The following is a 17971-nucleotide window of genomic DNA, read 5'->3' on the forward strand; positions in this document are numbered from 1 at the left end:
TTTTTAATACGATATCTTCTGTTGTAACAAAGTCTTGTATTTTGTCTTTTTGCTCATCACGTAATTGCGTTCCCATTCGAGCGCCTAAACCAATGGAACCGTCTTTATTTAATTGATATTCTTTGCGTAGACGGGCGCCTTTTTTAATTAGCATCTCGTTACGTTTTTGCCAAATAACAGTGGCCTGACTACCAAAATCATTGACAAAAAATTCAATTTCACTGAGTGTCTGATTCCAGCGATGCTGAGTTTTAGTTGGTGTTTTTTTCTTCAAAGTAAAAGAAAAGCCAAATTTCTTTAAAAGTAACAAAAGATCAGTTAAATAAACATCGAGAGTTGATTGTTGTCTCTGATTTTTCTGTGCACTGTTTTTTTGTGTTATTTCAGATAAACGCTTGATTAAATGTGAATTATCTAGATCTTTTGGAGGAATGACTTGGATAAAAACATCTGCTTTTGTCCGTATCTCTTTATTTAGATCCGAGTGTACGGCCTTGAATTGATTTCCTTTAAATAACAGATAAAAGCTGTCTTTATCATAAGTAAGTATCTCTGGTGAATAAAAGATATTTATTCGACTGTTATAATCAGTTAAAATGATCTCTGTTTTTTCGCTGCTTAGAGCAAGGCTTGCATGAATTGTCATTCTATTTCGCTCCTCTTTTGATATAAAAATATTGAAGTACATTAACTATAGTAAAAAAGAGACTACATTATTGGTAACTTCGGATTTCAGGACTTTTGTAATTTTGAATGAAGGACTCAATTTGCGATAAATCGTTGGAAAATAATATATTTGCACGTTCAGTATAAGTTAAAAAGCCGTAATTTACCATTGTATCATACATATTTTTAAGGGCTTCATAATAATTATTTTCATTATAAACGATACAAGGGTTTTGGTTTTTGCCAATCCTTGACCAAGAAATTACTTCGGTAAGTACCCGGCCCACCTGGAAGTGCAATACAAGCATCGCCATAATCTAGCATTCTTTGTTTCCTTTCTGCCATTGAGTCCACTTCAATGATTTTAGTTAAATCTGGGTGAGCAAGTTCTCTTTCTTTAAGAAAAGTAGGAATAATTCCAATTACTTCCCCATTTTTTTGTAAAACTGTATCTGCAAGTTTTCCCATCATACCTGCTTTTCCACCGCCATAAATCAAAGTATGATCGTGTGTAGTAATCCAATTTCCTAGTTTTACTGCTACTTGGCTGTACAACGGTAAATTTCCTTGTCTAGCGCCGCAATAAACTGTGATATTCAAGTTTTTCACCTGATTCTTTTTGTATTTTTTGAAGATTTAGAGTCCGTCTGTAAAAGGAACACTAAATTTTTTAAGCTCTAGTGTTGATTTGATAAGCTAGCTCTATTTTTTTCAACTAGTGTTTATCTACAATCCATTTTCTAGTTTTTCCAAAAATGAGCGTTCTTTTGTTATACTAACTCTAGTATATAATAAAAAATTTTTTTTCGGATAGAAAAAATCGTGTAGGAGTGTTTATATGGATATCAATAGTTATCAACAATGGATTAGCCAATTTTATAAGCAAAGGAATTGGTATGAATATCAACCATTTATTCGTGTGAATTTCCTTTCGGAAGAAGTTGGAGAAGTATGCCGAGCAATTCGCACTATTGAAATCGGACGCGATCGTCCAGATGAACGCAAGACAGATTATAACCAACAGCTTGAAAATTTAACAGAAGAATTGGGCGATGTACTTGATAATCTCTTCATCCTTGCAGATAAATATGATATTTCCCTAGAACAAATTATGAATTCTCACAAAGAAAAACTGCAGACAAGATACGAGTAATGGGCACTTTTTTGCTAACTGAAAGGTATAGAGGAGATAATTATCTTTAGTCAAATCTTTGTTGTTACGGGACTTAGCTTTTTTATTTGCTGCTTTTTTAAGGAGCTAGTACACTGGAAAGTGTAGAATAATATAAGGAGGTTTTGTATATGAAAACAGTTACTTTAAATACAGGAATAAAGATGCCCATTGTCGGTAGTGGTACGAATACCTTTGGTAAAGTAAACCATGACTATATGGGTGAAATTAATGGAGATACGACAGAAATTCTTATGGCAATGGATGCGGGCTATCGTCATTTTGACACAGCAATTTCTTACCGTAATGAATCAGTAGTAGGAAAAGCAGTGCAAGAAAGTAACAAAAGTCGCAATGAACTTTTTCTCACGTCGAAAATCCCAGGAAAAGAAGAATATTATGTGAATGAAGATGCAGTCAAAAAAGGAATTGAGCAAAGTTTACAAGCCTTAAATACCGATTATATTGACTTATATTTAATTCATCATCCATGGGATAATCTAGAACAAATATTATCTATGTGGCGTGTTTTGGAAAGCTATGTAGATAAAGGAGTATTAAAAGCAATTGGTGTGTCTAACTTTGATGAACAACAGCTTGGCTATCTTATTGAAAATGGACGGATTAAACCAGCTGTAAATCAAGTAGAGTCTCACCCTGGAAATTGGAATGACGCAATCATTGATTACTCCTTAGAACATCATGTTGTCCCTGAAGCTTGGGGTCCTTTAACTAGGGTCAGCGAGCAAGCCAAAGAAGAATTAGAAAGAATTGGAAAGAAATATGGGAAAACTTGGGCGCAAGTGATCTTGCGTTACCAAATTGAACGTGGTGTAGCGGTAATTCCTAAATCACATAATCAAAAACGACAAGAGCAAAATTTAGAAATTTTTGATTTTGAACTTTCAGATGAAGATAAACACAAGATCAGTGAACAGTAACATTTTTTAAGCTAGCAGACTAGAGCATTTTTGTTCTAGTCTTTTTTTGAGAACATTTGCAACCATGTATCTTTTCCGCTACTATGAAAAGAGTTGGAAAATTGGAGGTAAATGATGACAATTAAAGCAATTGCAATGGATATGGATGGAACATTACTTAATGAAGAAAAGATAATTACTGAAAAGACGAAAGAAGCCCTAATCAAAGCACAAAAACGAGGGATTAAAATAATTTTAGCCTCAGGTCGACCTACACCAGGCTTGTTTAAATATGCAGAAGAACTGGCGATGGAAAAATACGACGGCGTGGGCCTATCGTTTAATGGTGCTCATGTGCTTGATTATCAAACAAATGAAGTATTGTTTGAACAAGCATTGCCATTAGAAGTTTCACAGGCGATTCTAGAACATTTGAAGAATTTTGCTGTCAAACCAATGGTTTGCCATCAAAATTATATGTATGTCAATAATGTTTACGATAATGAGATACAACTAGGAAATGAAAAAATGAATATTATAGAATATGAAGCAAGAGCAGGTGGTTATAAGCTTTGCGAAGTTAACGATCTAGCTAGCTTTTGTGATTTTCCTTTGTACAAAATTTTAGTAGCAGCTGATCCGGATTACCTAAATAGACATTATAAAGAAATGATGGAACCTTTTAGCGGACAAGTAAGCGCCCTTTTTTCTGCACCCTTTTATTTTGAATTTACTGATGTTGGCATTACAAAAGCTAAAGGTCTAACTGCAACTTTGTCTAGATTAGGAATAAAACCAGAAGAACTACTAGCTTTTGGTGACGGACAAAATGATCAAGCGATGATTGAATATGCTGGTAGGGGAGTTGCAATGGCAAATGGAACAGAAGAACTAAAACAAGTAGCTGACGAAATAACGTTAAGTAATAACCAGGATGGGATTGCTTTTACGTTAGAAAAGTATCTTGCTTGAAATAAAGTGACTATGATATAAATGTAAATAAGACAAATTAACCGAACTATATAAAATAAGGGCTGCTGATATTATGCAGCTGCGTTTGTGACCTGTTGCAGCACAAGTAATGCTTTTCGTGCGAGAAGTAGTCACAGGAGCTATTTTTTATAGTTCGGTTACTTTATTATCAAGCAGGCTTGAGTTACTATCTTTTCGTTTACTGCTAAGGTCATGATAATTAAATAAGGAGTTGAAACAATGATTGAGTTCAAAGGTGTAAGTAAAAATTATGGGACAACAAGAGCGTTGGATAATTTGAACCTAACAATAAAAGAAGGGGAAATTTTCGGTTTTCTCGGACACAATGGGGCTGGAAAATCCACCACGATTAAAAGCCTTGTCAGTATTATTAATCCCACGTCAGGAGAAATTATCGTTGATCAACAAGAATTAACAAAGTATCGTTTGCAAATAAAAGAAAAAATTGGATATGTTCCAGATAATCCGGATTTATTTTTACAATTAACTGCTGCTGAATATTGGGATTTAATGGCAGCGGCTTTTCCTTTAGATGAAGAAGAAAAAGAAAATCGTTTAAAAAAATTAATGGAACTTTTTGATATGAGCAAACATCAAGATGAAACGATTGCTAGTTTTTCCCATGGGATGCGGCAAAAAACGATCATTATTGGTACTTTATTGCCCAATCCAGCTATTTGGGTTTTAGATGAACCCATTCAAGGGTTGGATCCACAAGCGTCTTATGATTTGAAACAAATGATGCGAGAACACGCAAATGAAGGCAAGACAGTGATATTTTCGACTCACGATCTGGCAACAGCCCAACAGTTGTGTGATGAGTTAGCGATTCTTAAAAAAGGGCAGTTGATTTACAACGGAACTGTCAGCGATTTATTAGCACAGGCTCCTAACGAATCACTTGAAACTGTTTATTTAAAATTAACGGGCAAAGCAAGTGATACAGAAATGGAGGGAGACGATGTCTAAAAAGCGCTTAACAGCCTTGCTTAAAGTGAATTTGCTCTATGCCAATCCGCAACAAACTACAAAGACCAGAAAAAAAGGTAAGAACGGGAATGCATTGGTACGCTCGTTAGCTATGCAATATTTAGGCTCTGGTTTGCTTTTCTTGATGGTTTATGGCTTTACTATGTTTAGCCTTGATTTCAGTCAATTGCCAGGATACTTTACTTACTATATCGCACTTTTTAGTATTATTGCCTTTTCGCAGGGGATTTCTTCTATTTATAATGTTTTCTTTGAAAGCCAAGATCTCCCTCATTTTTTGCCATTGCCTTTTCGGCAAAGTGAACTTTTTTTAGCTAAAATTGCAGTGGTTACGTTCACAATTGTCCCATTTGTATTACCAGTTTTTGTCTTATTTATTTTAACGAGCATACGAGTCAGTATGTTTATTATTTGGGCGATTTTGCTTGCTTTTGGCCTCTTTTTATTATTCTTAGGAATTATTTTTAGTATATGTAGTTTTATTGTCTTTGGTTTAACAAAAACTAAGCTTTTTAAACAGCACAAACAATTAATGACCAGTTTATTGTTGATCGTTTCTACGGTAGTTGCAGTTTTAGGAATTTTAATCATGAGCTGGCAAATGCCAGAAACAGGAGCGACGTTTACCGATCGCCCTGTCATTAGTTTTTTACTCCCCTTTTTTTATATAGCTTCACAGCCACTAACAGCTAAAGGGTTACTGGGTTTGTTTGGTTTGCTGGTTTTCTTAAACGTTCTGGTTTTTGTATTTAGTCGGTTATTGTTACCAAAACTATATGACCAGTTGATCATCTCGTCTTCTAACAATGAGACAACAAAGAGGCAGCATAAGACAAACCAAAATTTGCGGCAACTTTTACTTCGTTATAATATTCAATTAATTCGTAACCCATCTTTTTTGATGCAAGTATTTACAAATTCCATTTTGATGCCGCTAATTTTTACCATTACCTTTGCTTTTAATGGGCAAGTGGATCTACGTTTAGTTGGTTTACAGTTTTTTGGCGTAACATTTCTAGGAGGTGTTGCTCTTTCTACCCTTATGACTAACCAGACTTCTTTTGTAGCCAATATTATCTCTTTAGATAAAGAAAATTTTTCTTTTATAAAGTCTTTGCCGTTGTCGTTGAAGAGGTATTTACAAGAAAAATTTCGTTTTGCCTGCCTACTGCAACTTGCTTTAACTAGTAGCGTTATAGTGATTATAGCTTTGGTATTTCATATGCCGTTCATTCCATTGATTAGCACTCTTAGCGGAGGTATTGTTGGAACTTATCTTATTAGCTTACGTTACTTTAGCCGGGATTATCGTTTGCTGTTATTAGATTGGACGGAAATTAACCAGCTATTTTCTCGAGGTGCTGGTAATGTAGGTTTAGTAAGCACGATGATAGCTACCGTTTTTTTAAGTGCCATTGTATTGTTCGTATATAGCCTTGCTGTCATTTTATTATCTTCATTAGGGGTGAACCTTGCAGTGGGAGCTTTGTTTATTGTAGGAAGTTTTCTTTGGTACCGTCATTACCAAAAAAAATTTTGGCAAAAGTTAGTATAGACTTTCTTTTTTAAGGTTTGTAATAAGGGGCTGTGTTATAAGTAAAGACAAGGCAAAATATCCGAACTATATTTGATAAGATTCTCTAATTGTCGTGAATTTGCGACGAGTAATCGCAGGAGCGATCTCTCCTATAGTTCGGATACTTTATGATTAAAGGAACTTATGTCACAGCTTCAAGATAAACACTTTTTCAATCATTGATAGGTAAGCAATCATTTATCAGTAGTTAAATGAAAAACACCAAGCAAGGTTAGATTAAGCTTTATAGCAACCTCAAAAAATTAGATCTAAAGTCTAATAGTAATATCTGGAGGCCAGCTTACTTACCCACTTGGTGTTTTTTATTAGTTTTTTTCGATATTCGGTTTTTTATTTTCAGTGTCAGTACGGACAATCAAAACATCGCATGAAGCATTACGTGTGACATACTCAGATACTGAACCAATAAATAAACGTTCAACTGCGTTTAGTCCCGTTGCTCCTAAAACGACAAGATCTACTTTTTTATCCTGTGGAATTTGTTTAGCAATAATCAACTTAGGAGAACCGTATTCAATGGTAGTTTCCACTTTTTCAACGCCATTACTTTCAGCTTCTTTTTTATAATCAGCCAATGATTGCTTAGCCAAATCAGTCGCTTGTTCTGCTAACATCGAATCAAAAGAATTTACATCTTGAAATGCCCTTGTGTCAATCACGTGAACCAACAACAAGTTTGCGTCATTACGTTTAGCAATGCTCACTGCTTTTTGAAATGCCAGTTCAGCTTCACTAGAACCATCCACGGCTACCAGGATTTGTTGATATTGTTGTAACATCACATCACGACCTTCCTTTTATTTCTAATTCTATTGTACCGTTTTTTATTAAAAAAAGAAAAATTATTTTACTTATGACATCTTCTTAGCCAATAAAAAGCTAAAAATTCCTGAAATTACTAACATTATGCATAAAAAGACGACCGCCCATTCTAGTTGATTGAATAAACCGACAAATAGACATAAAATACTTAAAATAATAAAAATTACACCAAAAACAGATAAAAAAGTTTTATTTTGTCTATTTTCTTTAATTAAAGAAAAAAAGACAGCTTGTTTTACACTTAACGTCATTCCCATAAGGAATAAAACGATGGCCATAATGGACAGTAATAGAATAATCATCAAATGCTCCTTTAGCTTAGATGTAATTAAATTATAAGGGAAGAAGAAGTAAAGGGCAACTTAGGAAGGACAGTATTTAAATTGTTTTTTTGTAAAAAATAATTCTTTTTATTCTTTTTTTATAATATAATATTTATAGAATGTAATGCAGTCTTATTGGCATACTATTTTTTCTTCAATTGATTTTTCGTAAAAAATCGTCTCTTATTTTCGCTTAGTTAAAGCGTTGTCCATTTGAAAAATTAAAGGAGGTCATGGATGAAGCGATTTGATAGTTTTGAAAAAATTGTTAGTTTAGTGGTTGATATTATGTTGGCTATATTAGTCATTGTGGTTTTGATTGCAATGGCAACAGCTATCTATGATATTTTTAGCCATGTGTTGGTGATGTCTTCAATGAGTGAACTCTATTATGTTATTGAAGAAATAGCTACTTGGTTTATTTTGTTAGAAGTGTTTTTAATGTTATTACGTTATGTAAAAGAAGGCCATCACGTGCCAGTTCGTTATCTTATCTTAATTGGAATTACCGCTGTCTCACGTAAGCTTTTGTTAGAACATGGCGGCGGCTTAGATGCTTTAATGCTAGCTTTTGCCATCTTAATCCTCGTCGTTGATTTACTTCTTTTAGAAAGAGTACGAGCTTTTCACACGCATAAAGGCTCCACTGACAACGAGCATAACGGCTTTTAAATGTAAAAAAATAGTGAGTAACAAAAAATCCCTTATCAAAAAATGATAAGGGGTTTGTTTTAAAAAAAAGGGTAATATCCGTAGATGCCGTTTATTGTCCTGGAGTATTGATCCCGCAAAGTCTAAGCAGGTGGGTTCCATGGCCAACGAATTGAGCTACCAAATGAAAAGGCGTGCTACTGACGTTGGCACCTAACGGATCCCAATATATCAATAAAAATGTTCGGTCAATACTAAAAATGGATAACTCGTACATCACAGATTTCCCAAATCTATAGTAGCATAATCTTGTAAATGTGGCAATAGACAGACTCATCAGACCGAACCGCTAATTTTTAAATAATCAAAGAAAAAAGGGTTATTTTTTCCAATCATTTAATTGTTTGTAGCGCATCGCCAGTGCTTTTTCGTATTTTCCAGTGTCTTTAGGTTCATAATAACTGGCTTTTTTTAATTTATCAGGTAAGTACTGTTGGTTTACCCAAGCCTCTTGATAGTCGTGAGGGTACTGGTAGCCGACTCCGCGTTTCAAATTTTTAGCTCCTTTGTAATGGCTATCGCGTAAGTGAGCAGGTACATCTCCGGATTTTCCGGCTTGTACATCTGTGATAGCTTTGTCCAAAGCTGTATGAGCAGAATTTGATTTAGGAGATAAGCATAGATCAACGACGGTTTCTGCTAGAGGTATACGCGCTTCAGGTAGCCCAATTTTTTCTGCTGCAAGTACGGCTTCCACACAACGTGCCGCAGCCTGCGGATTCGCTAAACCAATATCTTCATATCCAATGACCATCAAGCGTCGACAGATAACAGCTAAGTCACCTGCTTCAACCAATCTTGCTAAATAATGAAGAGCAGCATCTACATCGCTACCGCGGATGGATTTTTGAAAAGCGGAGATGACATCATAGTGAGCATCTCCGCCCTTGTCATGAGTCAAAGCTTTCTTTTGGATACATTCTTCAATAATGGCTAACGTAATGTGAATTTGTCCATTTTCTTGTGCAGGAGTGGAACGAACAGCTAATTCAAGTCCGTTTAAAGCACTACGTAAGTCGCCATTGGTAGCACGACACAAATGAACTTTGGCCTTTTCATCCAAAATGACAGAATAATTACCTAGTCCGCGTTCTTTGTCAGCAAGTGCAGTATCTAGAGCTTGCGCCAGGTCTGCTTCTGTTAAAGGAAGAACTTCAAAGATTTGCGTCCGGCTTCTAATAGCGGGATTAATTGTAATATAGGGGTTTTCTGTAGTTGCTCCAATCATGATGATGCGCCCATTTTCTAAATGAGGCAACAAAAAGTCTTGTTTTGTTTTATCTAAACGGTGAACTTCGTCTAGCAATAAAATAACAGTACCGCTCATTTTTGCTTCTTCTGCCACAATTTGTAAATCTTTTTTAGTATCAGTTGCAGCATTAAGCATACGAAAAGCATATTGAGTCGTTCCAGCAATAGCACTCGCAATACTCGTTTTTCCAGTTCCTGGTGGACCGTATAAAATCATAGATGATAACATCTGGGCATCGATCATACGTCGGATGATTTTTCCTTTTCCAACCAAGTGTTGTTGACCCACAACTTCATTTAAGTTTTGTGGCCGCATCCGATAACTTAGTGGCTGTTGCATGTTTATCCTTCTTTCTTTTCTTACTGACCACAGTATAACATAATATGTTACTGCTTCTTCGTTTAAGAAAGGCAGCAGTATGAAAAAAGGACAAAATAAAAGGATGGCGCAAACGATAAGTTTTGTGTATGATGGGCAATAGGTGATAGGAATGGACGAAACAATAAAAATTTTTGAAACAGCTTCAACGGTCGACATTGCTCGTTATTTAGTGGGGATGTACCTTGAACATGAAACAACAAATGGAAAATTAGGCGGCTACATCGTTGATTGTGAAGCTTATTTAGGCCCGGAAGATATGGCAGCTCATAGCTATGGAATGAGAAATACCCCTCGATTAAAAGCGATGTATCAAAAGCCTGGCACAATTTATTTATATACAATGCACACACATTTAATATTAAACATGGTGACACAACCTGAAGGTCATCCTCAAGGGGTGATGATTCGTGCCATTGAACCTGTTGAAGGTAAAAAACAAATGGAAGCTATTCGTGCGAAAACGGGTCCTGAACTTTCAAACGGACCTGGCAAATTGGTCGAGGCTTTAGATATCTCAAGAGAACTTTATGGTCAGTCGATTTTTTCCAGTGCCTTACACTTAGTTCCTGAAAAAAGAAGGATCCCTAAAAAAATAAAATCACTCCCACGCGTAGGTATTCCTAATAAAGGAGAGTGGACGGATATGCCGTTGCGTTTTGTTGCTAGCGGAAATCCTTATATAACCAAAGCCCGCCGACAAGAAATCGATCCAGAAGGTAGCTGGCAAAAAGAGGAGGGCTAATTTTATGGCTAAAGAAACGATGTTACGTTTTTTAGAAAAACAGATAGAAACGAAACTAGCAGATTACGACACAGCTGTAGATTGGGATGTTAAAAACCATACTTTTGAGATTATATTGCAATTATTTGCTAAAAATCAAACACAAGAAGTGATCAATGATGCTAAAGGAGTATCTTCAGATGAAGAGGTTATTGAATTTGAAGACGCGATATTACTTTATAATCCGCAAAAATCTCAATTTAATCCTGATGACTTTTTAGCTGTAATTCCTTTTGCGGGTAAAAAGGGAATGCCAAAAAATCAAATTGCCGGTTTGGTTGATTACATTAAAGATATATTAGATGAGGGACAAAGTGATTTATTGGATTTTTTGACAAGCGATCAAGAGACTTTTGAATTAATGTTTAATAAAGACGAATGGACAGCACGCATTAAACAAGGGCCAACTGACTACTTGCCTTATCCAAAGTACTAACTGGAGGTTTGCCACAGATGAAATGGAATGAAATTAAAGTAGAAACTGCCAGTGAAGCAGTAGAAGCCGTTGCCAATATCCTGATGGAAGCTGGCGCTAGTGGAGTAGCTATTGAAGATACAAAAGACATTGAAAATTTTCAAACAGACGAATTTGGAGAAATTATCGATCCAGAAATGGTCACTTCCTTGACTGAGGGAGCCTATGTTAAGGCATATTTTCCGGAAACAATTTTTGTACCCGAAATTCTGCCAGCGATTGAAGAAAAAATAAATAAATTACCTGATTTTGGGTTGGCAATTGGGAAAAATGAGATACAAGTAACCGAAGTCGCGGAAAAAGATTGGGCCACTGCTTGGAAGAAATATTATCATCCTGTTCGTATTTCCCGTTTTTTGACGATTAAACCTAGTTGGGAAGAATACCAAACCGTCGATCCTAAAGAACAAGTCATCAATTTAGATCCGGGAATGGCTTTTGGCACGGGAACGCATCCAACCACGCGCTTAACCCTACAAGCTTTAGAAACTGCTTTACATGGCAATGAAGTGGTTTTAGATGTAGGTACAGGCTCTGGTGTATTGAGTATTGCCGCTAGTTTTTTAGATGCGAAAAAAGTTTTTGCCTATGACTTAGATGAAGTAGCTGTGAAAGCAGCAAAAGAAAATATTGCACTGAATCCTGCGGTAAAAAATGTTCAAGTCAAAACTAATGACTTATTAGCTGGAGTTAAACAAAAGGCTGACGTCATTGTAGCTAATATCCTAGCCGATATTATTATTAAAATGCTGCCGGATGCTTGGCGTTTATTGAACGATAAAGGAACTTTAATTGTATCAGGAATTATCGAAGCTAAAAAACAAATGGTGATTGATGCGATACAAGCACAAGGATTTATTATCGATCAGATTTTTCAACAAAAGGATTGGTATGCCTTAACCTTTAAAAAAGTAGAGGATGAGTGAGATGCAACGCTACTTTATCGATGAAAAATACGAACCAAAAACTACCTATAAAATAAGTGGCGAGCCTTATCATCATATTACTCATGTGATGCGGATGAAAGAAGGCGCACAATTTTACTTAGTTTTTTCGGATCAAGTAGTTATACAAGTCGAAATTATAGGCATTTATAGCCATGAAGTACATGTGAAAGAAATTGCTAAAGAAAATCAGGAAAAAGAACTTTCTTTAGCAATAACGGTGGCTTGTGGTTATCCTAAAGGAGATAAGTTTGAATGGATTGTCCAAAAGGCAACAGAGTTAGGTGCAGCCGAGTTTATTGGTTTTCCTGCTAAAACTTCTGTAGTAAAATGGGACGAAAAAAAACTAGCTAAAAAACAACAACGTTTAGCTAAAATTGCTCGAGAAGCCGCTGAACAGTCACAGCGCAGTGTTTTGCCTAAAGTGCATCTTTTATCTAAGCAAGAAGACTTTCTGACGCTTTTTTCGCATTATGATTATGTGCTGGTTGCTTACGAAGAATCTGCAAAACAAGGAGAAACAGCTGAATTAGTTCACTTATTGCAGACAGTTCAAAACAACAGTCGTGTGTTAGCTATTTTTGGACCTGAAGGTGGTTTTTTACCCGAAGAGACAACTGCTTTTTTACAAAAACAGGCCGTACTTTGTGGTCTTGGTCCGAGAATTTTACGCGCAGAAACAGCACCATTATATCTATTGAGTGCAGTTAGTTACCATTTAGAGCTTCTTAATAAATAAAGTGAATATTTGAAAAAAGCAAAGTTTTTATTGTATAATAGAATCGTTAGATGACTAGGACAAACGTTTTTTGTAACGTTTATTTGTTTTTTCTTCTTTTGTATATAAATAAGAAAAAGTGTCTGGGTAAAAAACCCAGACATTTTTGACAAGGAGGGTTAATATGGCAAAAGACAGCGTAATGTCAGGAACTAGCGTGATTAAACTGGTATCGTTTTATATGAGCGATGTACATACCGCTTTTGTAAAAAAAGCCTATGAATACGCAGTAGAAGCGCATAAAGATCAATATCGTAAATCTGGAGAACCTTACATCATCCACCCTATTCAAGTAGCGGGAATTTTAGCTGAATTACATATGGATCCACATACGATTTCTGCAGGTTTTTTACACGATGTGGTGGAAGATACAGACGTAACGTTAGAAGATTTAAAAAATGAATTTGGTACAGATGTGGCAATGATTGTCGATGGTGTCACAAAACTGGGAAAAATTAAATATAAATCTCATGAGGAACAACTGGCAGAAAATCATCGAAAAATGCTTTTAGCTATGGCACAAGATTTGCGAGTGATCATGGTAAAATTAGCTGACCGATTGCATAACATGCGTACTTTAAAACACTTACGAGACGATAAACAGCGACGAATTGCTAGAGAAACTTTGGAGATCTATGCTCCATTGGCAGATCGCTTAGGGATTAGCCGTATTAAATGGGAGCTAGAAGATTTGTCCTTACGCTACTTAAACCCTAAGCAATATTATCGCATTGTACATTTAATGCAGTCTAAACGCGAAGAGCGTGAAAAATATGTAGCACAGGCTGTGGAAGAAATTCGAATTGCGACAGAAGAATTGGATATTTATGCCGAAATTTACGGTCGCCCTAAACATATCTATTCGGTTTATCGTAAAATGGTAGATCAAAAGAAACAATTTGATGAAATTTATGACCTGCTGGCAATTCGAGTCATTGTCGATTCGATTAAAGACTGTTATGCAGTACTAGGAGCTATTCACACAAAGTGGAAGCCGCTGCCAGGGCGTTTTAAAGACTATATTGCTATGCCTAAAGCAAATATGTATCAATCGATTCATACAACAGTTATTGGTCCTCATGGAAATCCAGTGGAAGTTCAAATACGAACACATCAAATGCACGAAGTTGCTGAATTTGGCGTAGCTGCTCATTGGGCATATAAAGAAGGACGCACAGAAGAGATTCAACCGGACGAAATGACGAATCAAGTAAGTTGGTTTAAAGAGCTATTGGAATTACAAGATGAAAGTTTCGATGCTTCTGATTTCATGGAAAGCGTGAAGGGGGATATCTTTAGCGATAAGGTGTATGTATTTACTCCTAAAGGGGATGTTTCTGAATTACCAAAAGGATCTGGGCCTTTAGACTTTGCTTATCATATTCACACGGATATCGGCAACAAAACTGTGGGAGCAAAAATTAACGGGAAAATGGCGCAGCTTGATTACAAATTGAAAAATGGAGACATTGTAGAAATTTTAACCTCACCTAATTCATTTGGACCAAGTAGAGATTGGCTGAAATTTGTTGCGACCAGTAAAGCTAGAAATAAAATTAAACGTTTCTTTAAAGCGCAAGACCGTGATGAAAATATTGAAAAAGGTCATACAATGCTAGTTAAAGCATTACAGGAAATGGACTTTTCAGCCAAAGAGATCCTTTCAAAAACTAAAATTCAAGAAGCCTTAGAACGCTTTAACTATCAATCAGAAGATGATCTATATGCAGCTGTAGGTTATGGCGAGATTAGTCCTATCACGTTAGCGAATCGTTTAACAGAAGAGCAACGACGCAAGCGTCAAGAAGCAGAAGAAAAACAGCGCGTGCAAGATATGGTAAATAATGGTCCTAAAAAAGAGCCGGAAAAAATGAAAATCCGTCATGATGGTGGCGTGGTTATTCAAGGGGTACAAAATTTATTGATTCGCATTAGTCATTGCTGTAACCCGGTTCCAGGTGATGAGATTGTAGGCTATATTACCAAAGGACGTGGAGTATCAATTCACCGGAAAGATTGTCCAAATGTGCAAAATTCTGAACAGATGAAAGATCGCTTGATTGAAGTTGAGTGGGAAGATACAAGTAATGTTAACAAAGAATATGATGCTGAAATTGAAGTTCATGGTTATGACCGAGCTGGATTGTTAAATGACATCCTACAGGTCGTTAGTTCCCAAAATCAACGTATTGTGAATGTGGGAGCTCGTTCGAATAAAGAAAAAACAGCAACCATTCGTATTAAAGTTTCGATTAAAAACTTATCGCATTTACAAACAATTGTAGATAAGATCAAACAGGTTAAAGATATTTATAGCGTTCATCGTTTGAAAGGATAGAGATTATGCGTGCAGTAGTTCAAAGAGTCAAAAATGCCAGTGTTGCAATTGATGAAAAAACTGTAGGAAAAATCGGCCGTGGCTTTATGATTTTATTAGGAATTCATGAAGAGGATACACGCGAAGATGCGGAGTACTTAGTAAAAAAAATTTCCAAGTCCCGTGTTTTTGAAGACGAAAATGGCAAGTTGAACTTGAGTATTCAAGCAGTAGGTGGCAGTATTTTAAGCATTTCACAATTTACCTTATATGCAGATACTAAAAAAGGCAATCGGCCAAGTTTTATTAAAGCTGCACGTCCAGAAAGTGCAATTCCGCTTTATAAAGCTTTTAACCAAGGATTAAACCAACAAGGAATTGATGTAGTAACAGGTGAATTCGGTGCAGATATGCAAGTTTCACTGGTTAACGATGGTCCAGTTACGATTATTTATGATACTAGAGAAAAATCCTAATTTACTTTGTACATAAAAGCTGGACTGTTGGACCATGCTTATAAGTAAAAATTTGAATTATAGCGCTAGCGTCCAAGAAATGTTTTGGGCCGCTAGTTTTTTTGTTTCTGCTGAATGCTTATTAAAGACAAACCGTCGCTTATTGGTTTTAAAATGGTGTTTACTGGACATAAAACTTTATTATTTTTGTCTGATAACTGATTATGAGCTAAAAGTTCAGTTGAGTAATGTCCTACAGTGAGAAATCGGCCAAAATTTTAGTGAAGTTATGTCCTATTTCATCAAAAACGGTGGTTTTTCCTTTTAAGGCAAAAGAATTCATTAGTTATGCTCCTAATCTAATTCCGAGGCAAAAGATTGGTTGAGTAATGGCCTGTAATTAGAAATGAGAGATCATTTTTTAATGAAAATGGTCTCTATTCTAAAATCGTCTTTAGAAGTTGGTTTTTTAAGGAAGTAGCTACATATTTGTCCAATTTTGCCATTAAAAAGATTTGTAAGCGCTTTATAAATGTGGGATAATAAGAATTGTAGGAGAAATATTCATTTATATTCATTACTAATACTTTGTGCTTGTTTTAACGAAAGGAGTTTATCTATGGCAACGATCGGGAATTTTGATCATAGTGAGGTTAGAAAAGAAAATCAATTATTTTCTCGTTTTAAGTCACTAGTAGAAACGGCTTTTTATGGAAATAACGTGACACATATAGAAGATTTGCGGCAGGCGTATAAAAGCGCTACCCAAGCTCCGGGAACAATCGTTACCGATATGCCAGTTAGTCATACAACAGACTTAGGGCTGCCCGAAGAGGCTAAGATGCTTATTTTCAATGATGGAAAAGTTGTGGGGAGAACAGCGGCGGCTCGCGTAGTAATTGGTCATCCTGGCGTAGATTCTGATTACTATCAGGGGATTTTGCGTGAAGCATTGTTTCAATCGTCAAAGCAAAATTTTTATTCAGCAGATGTTATTGTCGGTTTAGATGAAAAATTTATGGTAAAAGGGCATTTAACACTCCCTGAAGGGTTTGAAAATAATCTTTATTCTTATCTATTGAACTTTCAAATGGTAAATGAGAAGTGGCAGGAGCGCTATGAAGACTCTCATTCTTATAAAGAAAATGATATCTATCTTTTTGCCGATCCTAACTGGCGACATCCGGACTTTCCTTTTGGCTTAGCTTTATTTGATCCTGAACACAATGTAGCTGCCATTTTAGGTTTGCGTTATTTTGGTGAATTGAAAAAAGCGACCTTGACACTTGCTTGGGCTACCGCTCACCGTAATAATTATGTCGCTTGTCATGGTGGTATTAAACAATATCATTTACCCGAAGGGGGAAAATACACTATGGCAGCTTTTGGGCTTTCTGGTTCAGGAAAGTCGACGATTACTTTAACTAAGCACGGTGGAAAATATAAAGTGGATGTTTTACATGATGATGCCTTTATTATTCACCGTGATACAGGAGCTACTATTGCGCTTGAACCTTCTTATTTTGATAAAGTTCAAGATTATCCATTGTCTCACGCTACAGTGGATTATTATTTGACTATGCAAAATGTAGGTGCAACCAAAGATAAGAACGATAATATTGTTCCTGTCTTACAAGACATTAGAAACGGAAACGGTCGGACGGTAAAATCACGCTATGTTACCCAAAATCGAGTGGATGTATTAGATGACAAATTAGATGCAGTATTTTGGATTATGAAAGATGATAGCTTACCGCCGGTGGTTAAAGTAGAAGATCCTATTCTGGCAGCAGTTTTTGGGTTAACTTTAGCCACAAAACGCACGACAGCTGAAAATATTGTGGAAGATATTGACTTAACTCAGCTAGTTATTGAACCTTATGCTGATCCATTTAGAGCTTATCCTTTAGCCGAAGATTATCGAAACTTTCGTGATTTATTTAATAAAAATAATATTGATTGTTATATTTTAAATACGGGAGCTTTTCAAGGGAAAGATATAACACCTGATATAACTTTGTCTAGCATTGAAAATATTATTACTAGAAAAACTGCTTTTAAAACATTTGGGCCAATTAAAGAAATGTCCTATTTACCGCTTGCAGAGTACGAGCTAGATTTTAGTAATGAAGAATATGTGGAAAAAGTGAGAATGCGTCTGCAAAATCGCTTAGATTTTATTTTAAGAGAAAATGATGAAAATGAAGGTTACGATGCTTTACCTAAGGAAACAGAAGAAGCGTTATGTCGAGTATTAGCTAAATTATAAGCAAAAAATAACTGGTAGTTAACTTTTTAAGTTAACTATCAGTTTTTTTTTGAATAAACCAACGTTTTATATACTTATACTTAATTTTTAAATAAATAAAATAACTATTACTTTACTATATCTCGA

The 17971-nt window shown here is 35.7% G+C and carries 17 protein-coding genes, 1 other RNA gene and 1 pseudogene; 13 read left to right on the top strand and 6 right to left on the bottom strand.

Annotated elements, in window-relative coordinates; all coding sequences use genetic code 11:
• Both TS1_RS03530 and TS1_RS03535 read right to left on the bottom strand, forming a co-directional pair.
• A partial coding sequence (locus TS1_RS03530; protein WP_068707895.1) for a hypothetical protein occupies window positions 1-646 on the bottom strand: 646 nt, incomplete at its 3' end.
• Window positions 647-713: 67 nt separating this feature from the next.
• Window positions 714-1266 (bottom strand): annotated as a pseudogene (locus TS1_RS03535) (LOG family protein).
• A 238-nt stretch (window positions 1267-1504) separates the two neighbouring features.
• Here TS1_RS03535 and TS1_RS03540 point away from each other — a divergent pair.
• The 5 genes from TS1_RS03540 (at window position 1505) to TS1_RS03560 (ending at window position 6295) form a co-directional block, all read left to right on the top strand.
• Window positions 1505-1819 carry a MazG nucleotide pyrophosphohydrolase domain-containing protein gene (locus tag TS1_RS03540; RefSeq protein ID WP_068707897.1) on the top strand — a complete coding sequence of 105 codons (315 nt, stop codon included), beginning with the start codon at window positions 1505-1507 and terminating at the stop codon, window positions 1817-1819.
• A gap of 149 nt (window positions 1820-1968) precedes the next feature.
• The gene (locus TS1_RS03545) at window positions 1969-2778 is read left to right on the top strand and encodes an aldo/keto reductase family protein (protein ID WP_068707899.1); all 810 of its coding nucleotides are present in this window, start codon (window positions 1969-1971) and stop codon (window positions 2776-2778) included.
• A 114-nt stretch (window positions 2779-2892) separates the two neighbouring features.
• Entirely contained in the window at window positions 2893-3729 is an 837-nt protein-coding gene (locus TS1_RS03550; RefSeq protein ID WP_083498235.1) for a Cof-type HAD-IIB family hydrolase, read from the top strand.
• Window positions 3730-3969: 240 nt separating this feature from the next.
• Window positions 3970-4719 (top strand): ABC transporter ATP-binding protein, encoded by a 750-nt coding sequence (locus TS1_RS03555; RefSeq protein ID WP_068707903.1) that lies wholly within the window; start codon window positions 3970-3972, stop codon window positions 4717-4719.
• Window positions 4712-6295, top strand: a complete 1584-nt coding sequence (locus tag TS1_RS03560) for an ABC transporter (RefSeq protein ID WP_068707905.1) — start codon at window positions 4712-4714, stop codon at window positions 6293-6295. Before TS1_RS03555 ends, TS1_RS03560 begins: the two co-directional genes overlap by 8 nt.
• 347 nt (window positions 6296-6642) lie before the next feature.
• On the opposite strand, the gene TS1_RS03565 is transcribed toward TS1_RS03560, so the two are convergent.
• Both TS1_RS03565 and TS1_RS03570 read right to left on the bottom strand, forming a co-directional pair.
• Window positions 6643-7116, bottom strand: a complete 474-nt coding sequence (locus tag TS1_RS03565) for a universal stress protein (RefSeq protein WP_068707907.1) — start codon at window positions 7114-7116, stop codon at window positions 6643-6645.
• Between the two features lie 72 nt (window positions 7117-7188).
• The gene (locus TS1_RS03570; RefSeq protein ID WP_068707909.1) at window positions 7189-7461 is read right to left on the bottom strand and encodes a hypothetical protein; all 273 of its coding nucleotides are present in this window, start codon (window positions 7459-7461) and stop codon (window positions 7189-7191) included.
• Window positions 7462-7719: 258 nt separating this feature from the next.
• Between TS1_RS03570 and TS1_RS03575 the strand changes: the two genes are divergently transcribed.
• Entirely contained in the window at window positions 7720-8154 is a 435-nt protein-coding gene (locus TS1_RS03575) for a phosphate-starvation-inducible protein PsiE (protein ID WP_068707911.1), read from the top strand.
• 71 nt (window positions 8155-8225) lie between these two features.
• Here TS1_RS03575 and ssrS read toward each other — a convergent pair.
• Window positions 8226-8421, bottom strand: a non-coding RNA gene (ssrS, locus tag TS1_RS03580) — 6S RNA.
• A 91-nt stretch (window positions 8422-8512) separates the two neighbouring features.
• Window positions 8513-9784: a replication-associated recombination protein A gene (locus TS1_RS03585; RefSeq protein ID WP_068707913.1), complete on the bottom strand. Its 1272-nt coding sequence runs from the start codon at window positions 9782-9784 to the stop codon at window positions 8513-8515.
• A gap of 151 nt (window positions 9785-9935) precedes the next feature.
• Between TS1_RS03585 and TS1_RS03590 the strand changes: the two genes are divergently transcribed.
• The 7 genes from TS1_RS03590 (at window position 9936) to TS1_RS03620 (ending at window position 17845) form a co-directional block, all read left to right on the top strand.
• On the top strand, window positions 9936-10568 hold the full coding sequence (locus TS1_RS03590; protein WP_068707915.1) for a DNA-3-methyladenine glycosylase: 633 nt from the start codon (window positions 9936-9938) through the stop codon (window positions 10566-10568).
• Window positions 10569-10572: 4 nt separating this feature from the next.
• On the top strand, window positions 10573-11043 hold the full coding sequence (locus tag TS1_RS03595) for a DUF3013 family protein (protein WP_068707916.1): 471 nt from the start codon (window positions 10573-10575) through the stop codon (window positions 11041-11043).
• 17 nt (window positions 11044-11060) lie between these two features.
• On the top strand, window positions 11061-12008 hold the full coding sequence (prmA, locus tag TS1_RS03600) for a 50S ribosomal protein L11 methyltransferase (RefSeq protein WP_068707918.1): 948 nt from the start codon (window positions 11061-11063) through the stop codon (window positions 12006-12008).
• A 1-nt stretch (window position 12009) separates the two neighbouring features.
• A complete protein-coding gene (locus TS1_RS03605; RefSeq protein WP_068707921.1) occupies window positions 12010-12765 on the top strand; it encodes a 16S rRNA (uracil(1498)-N(3))-methyltransferase in 756 nt (251 codons plus the stop codon).
• A gap of 163 nt (window positions 12766-12928) precedes the next feature.
• Window positions 12929-15142 (top strand): RelA/SpoT family protein, encoded by a 2214-nt coding sequence (locus TS1_RS03610; protein WP_068707923.1) that lies wholly within the window; start codon window positions 12929-12931, stop codon window positions 15140-15142.
• Window positions 15143-15147: 5 nt separating this feature from the next.
• Window positions 15148-15597 (top strand): D-aminoacyl-tRNA deacylase, encoded by a 450-nt coding sequence (gene dtd, locus TS1_RS03615; protein ID WP_068707926.1) that lies wholly within the window; start codon window positions 15148-15150, stop codon window positions 15595-15597.
• Between the two features lie 598 nt (window positions 15598-16195).
• Window positions 16196-17845, top strand: coding sequence for a phosphoenolpyruvate carboxykinase (ATP) (locus TS1_RS03620; protein WP_068707928.1), 1650 nt, complete (start codon window positions 16196-16198; stop codon window positions 17843-17845).
• Window positions 17846-17971 lie beyond the last annotated feature (126 nt).

The sequence above is a fragment of the Tetragenococcus solitarius NBRC 100494 genome (assembly GCF_001544195.1).
Classification (GTDB): domain Bacteria; phylum Bacillota; class Bacilli; order Lactobacillales; family Enterococcaceae; genus Tetragenococcus; species Tetragenococcus solitarius.

Bases quoted from the DNA above. Each gene is read 5' to 3' on its own strand.
- TS1_RS03610 (WP_068707923.1), top strand. From the start codon at position 12,929: ATGGCAAAAGACAGCGTAATGTCAGGAACTAGCGTGATTAAACTGGTA.
- TS1_RS03555 (WP_068707903.1), top strand. From the start codon at position 3,970: ATGATTGAGTTCAAAGGTGTAAGTAAAAATTATGGGACAACAAGAGCG.
- dtd (WP_068707926.1), top strand. From the start codon at position 15,148: ATGCGTGCAGTAGTTCAAAGAGTCAAAAATGCCAGTGTTGCAATTGAT.
- TS1_RS03620 (WP_068707928.1), top strand. From the start codon at position 16,196: ATGGCAACGATCGGGAATTTTGATCATAGTGAGGTTAGAAAAGAAAAT.
- TS1_RS03545 (WP_068707899.1), top strand. From the start codon at position 1,969: ATGAAAACAGTTACTTTAAATACAGGAATAAAGATGCCCATTGTCGGT.
- TS1_RS03605 (WP_068707921.1), top strand. From the start codon at position 12,010: ATGCAACGCTACTTTATCGATGAAAAATACGAACCAAAAACTACCTAT.
- TS1_RS03550 (WP_083498235.1), top strand. From the start codon at position 2,893: ATGACAATTAAAGCAATTGCAATGGATATGGATGGAACATTACTTAAT.
- TS1_RS03560 (WP_068707905.1), top strand. From the start codon at position 4,712: ATGTCTAAAAAGCGCTTAACAGCCTTGCTTAAAGTGAATTTGCTCTAT.
- TS1_RS03590 (WP_068707915.1), top strand. From the start codon at position 9,936: ATGGACGAAACAATAAAAATTTTTGAAACAGCTTCAACGGTCGACATT.
- TS1_RS03570 (WP_068707909.1), bottom strand. From the start codon at position 7,461: ATGATTATTCTATTACTGTCCATTATGGCCATCGTTTTATTCCTTATG.
- TS1_RS03575 (WP_068707911.1), top strand. From the start codon at position 7,720: ATGAAGCGATTTGATAGTTTTGAAAAAATTGTTAGTTTAGTGGTTGAT.
- TS1_RS03585 (WP_068707913.1), bottom strand. From the start codon at position 9,784: ATGCAACAGCCACTAAGTTATCGGATGCGGCCACAAAACTTAAATGAA.
- TS1_RS03565 (WP_068707907.1), bottom strand. From the start codon at position 7,116: ATGTTACAACAATATCAACAAATCCTGGTAGCCGTGGATGGTTCTAGT.
- prmA (WP_068707918.1), top strand. From the start codon at position 11,061: ATGAAATGGAATGAAATTAAAGTAGAAACTGCCAGTGAAGCAGTAGAA.
- TS1_RS03540 (WP_068707897.1), top strand. From the start codon at position 1,505: ATGGATATCAATAGTTATCAACAATGGATTAGCCAATTTTATAAGCAA.
- TS1_RS03595 (WP_068707916.1), top strand. From the start codon at position 10,573: ATGGCTAAAGAAACGATGTTACGTTTTTTAGAAAAACAGATAGAAACG.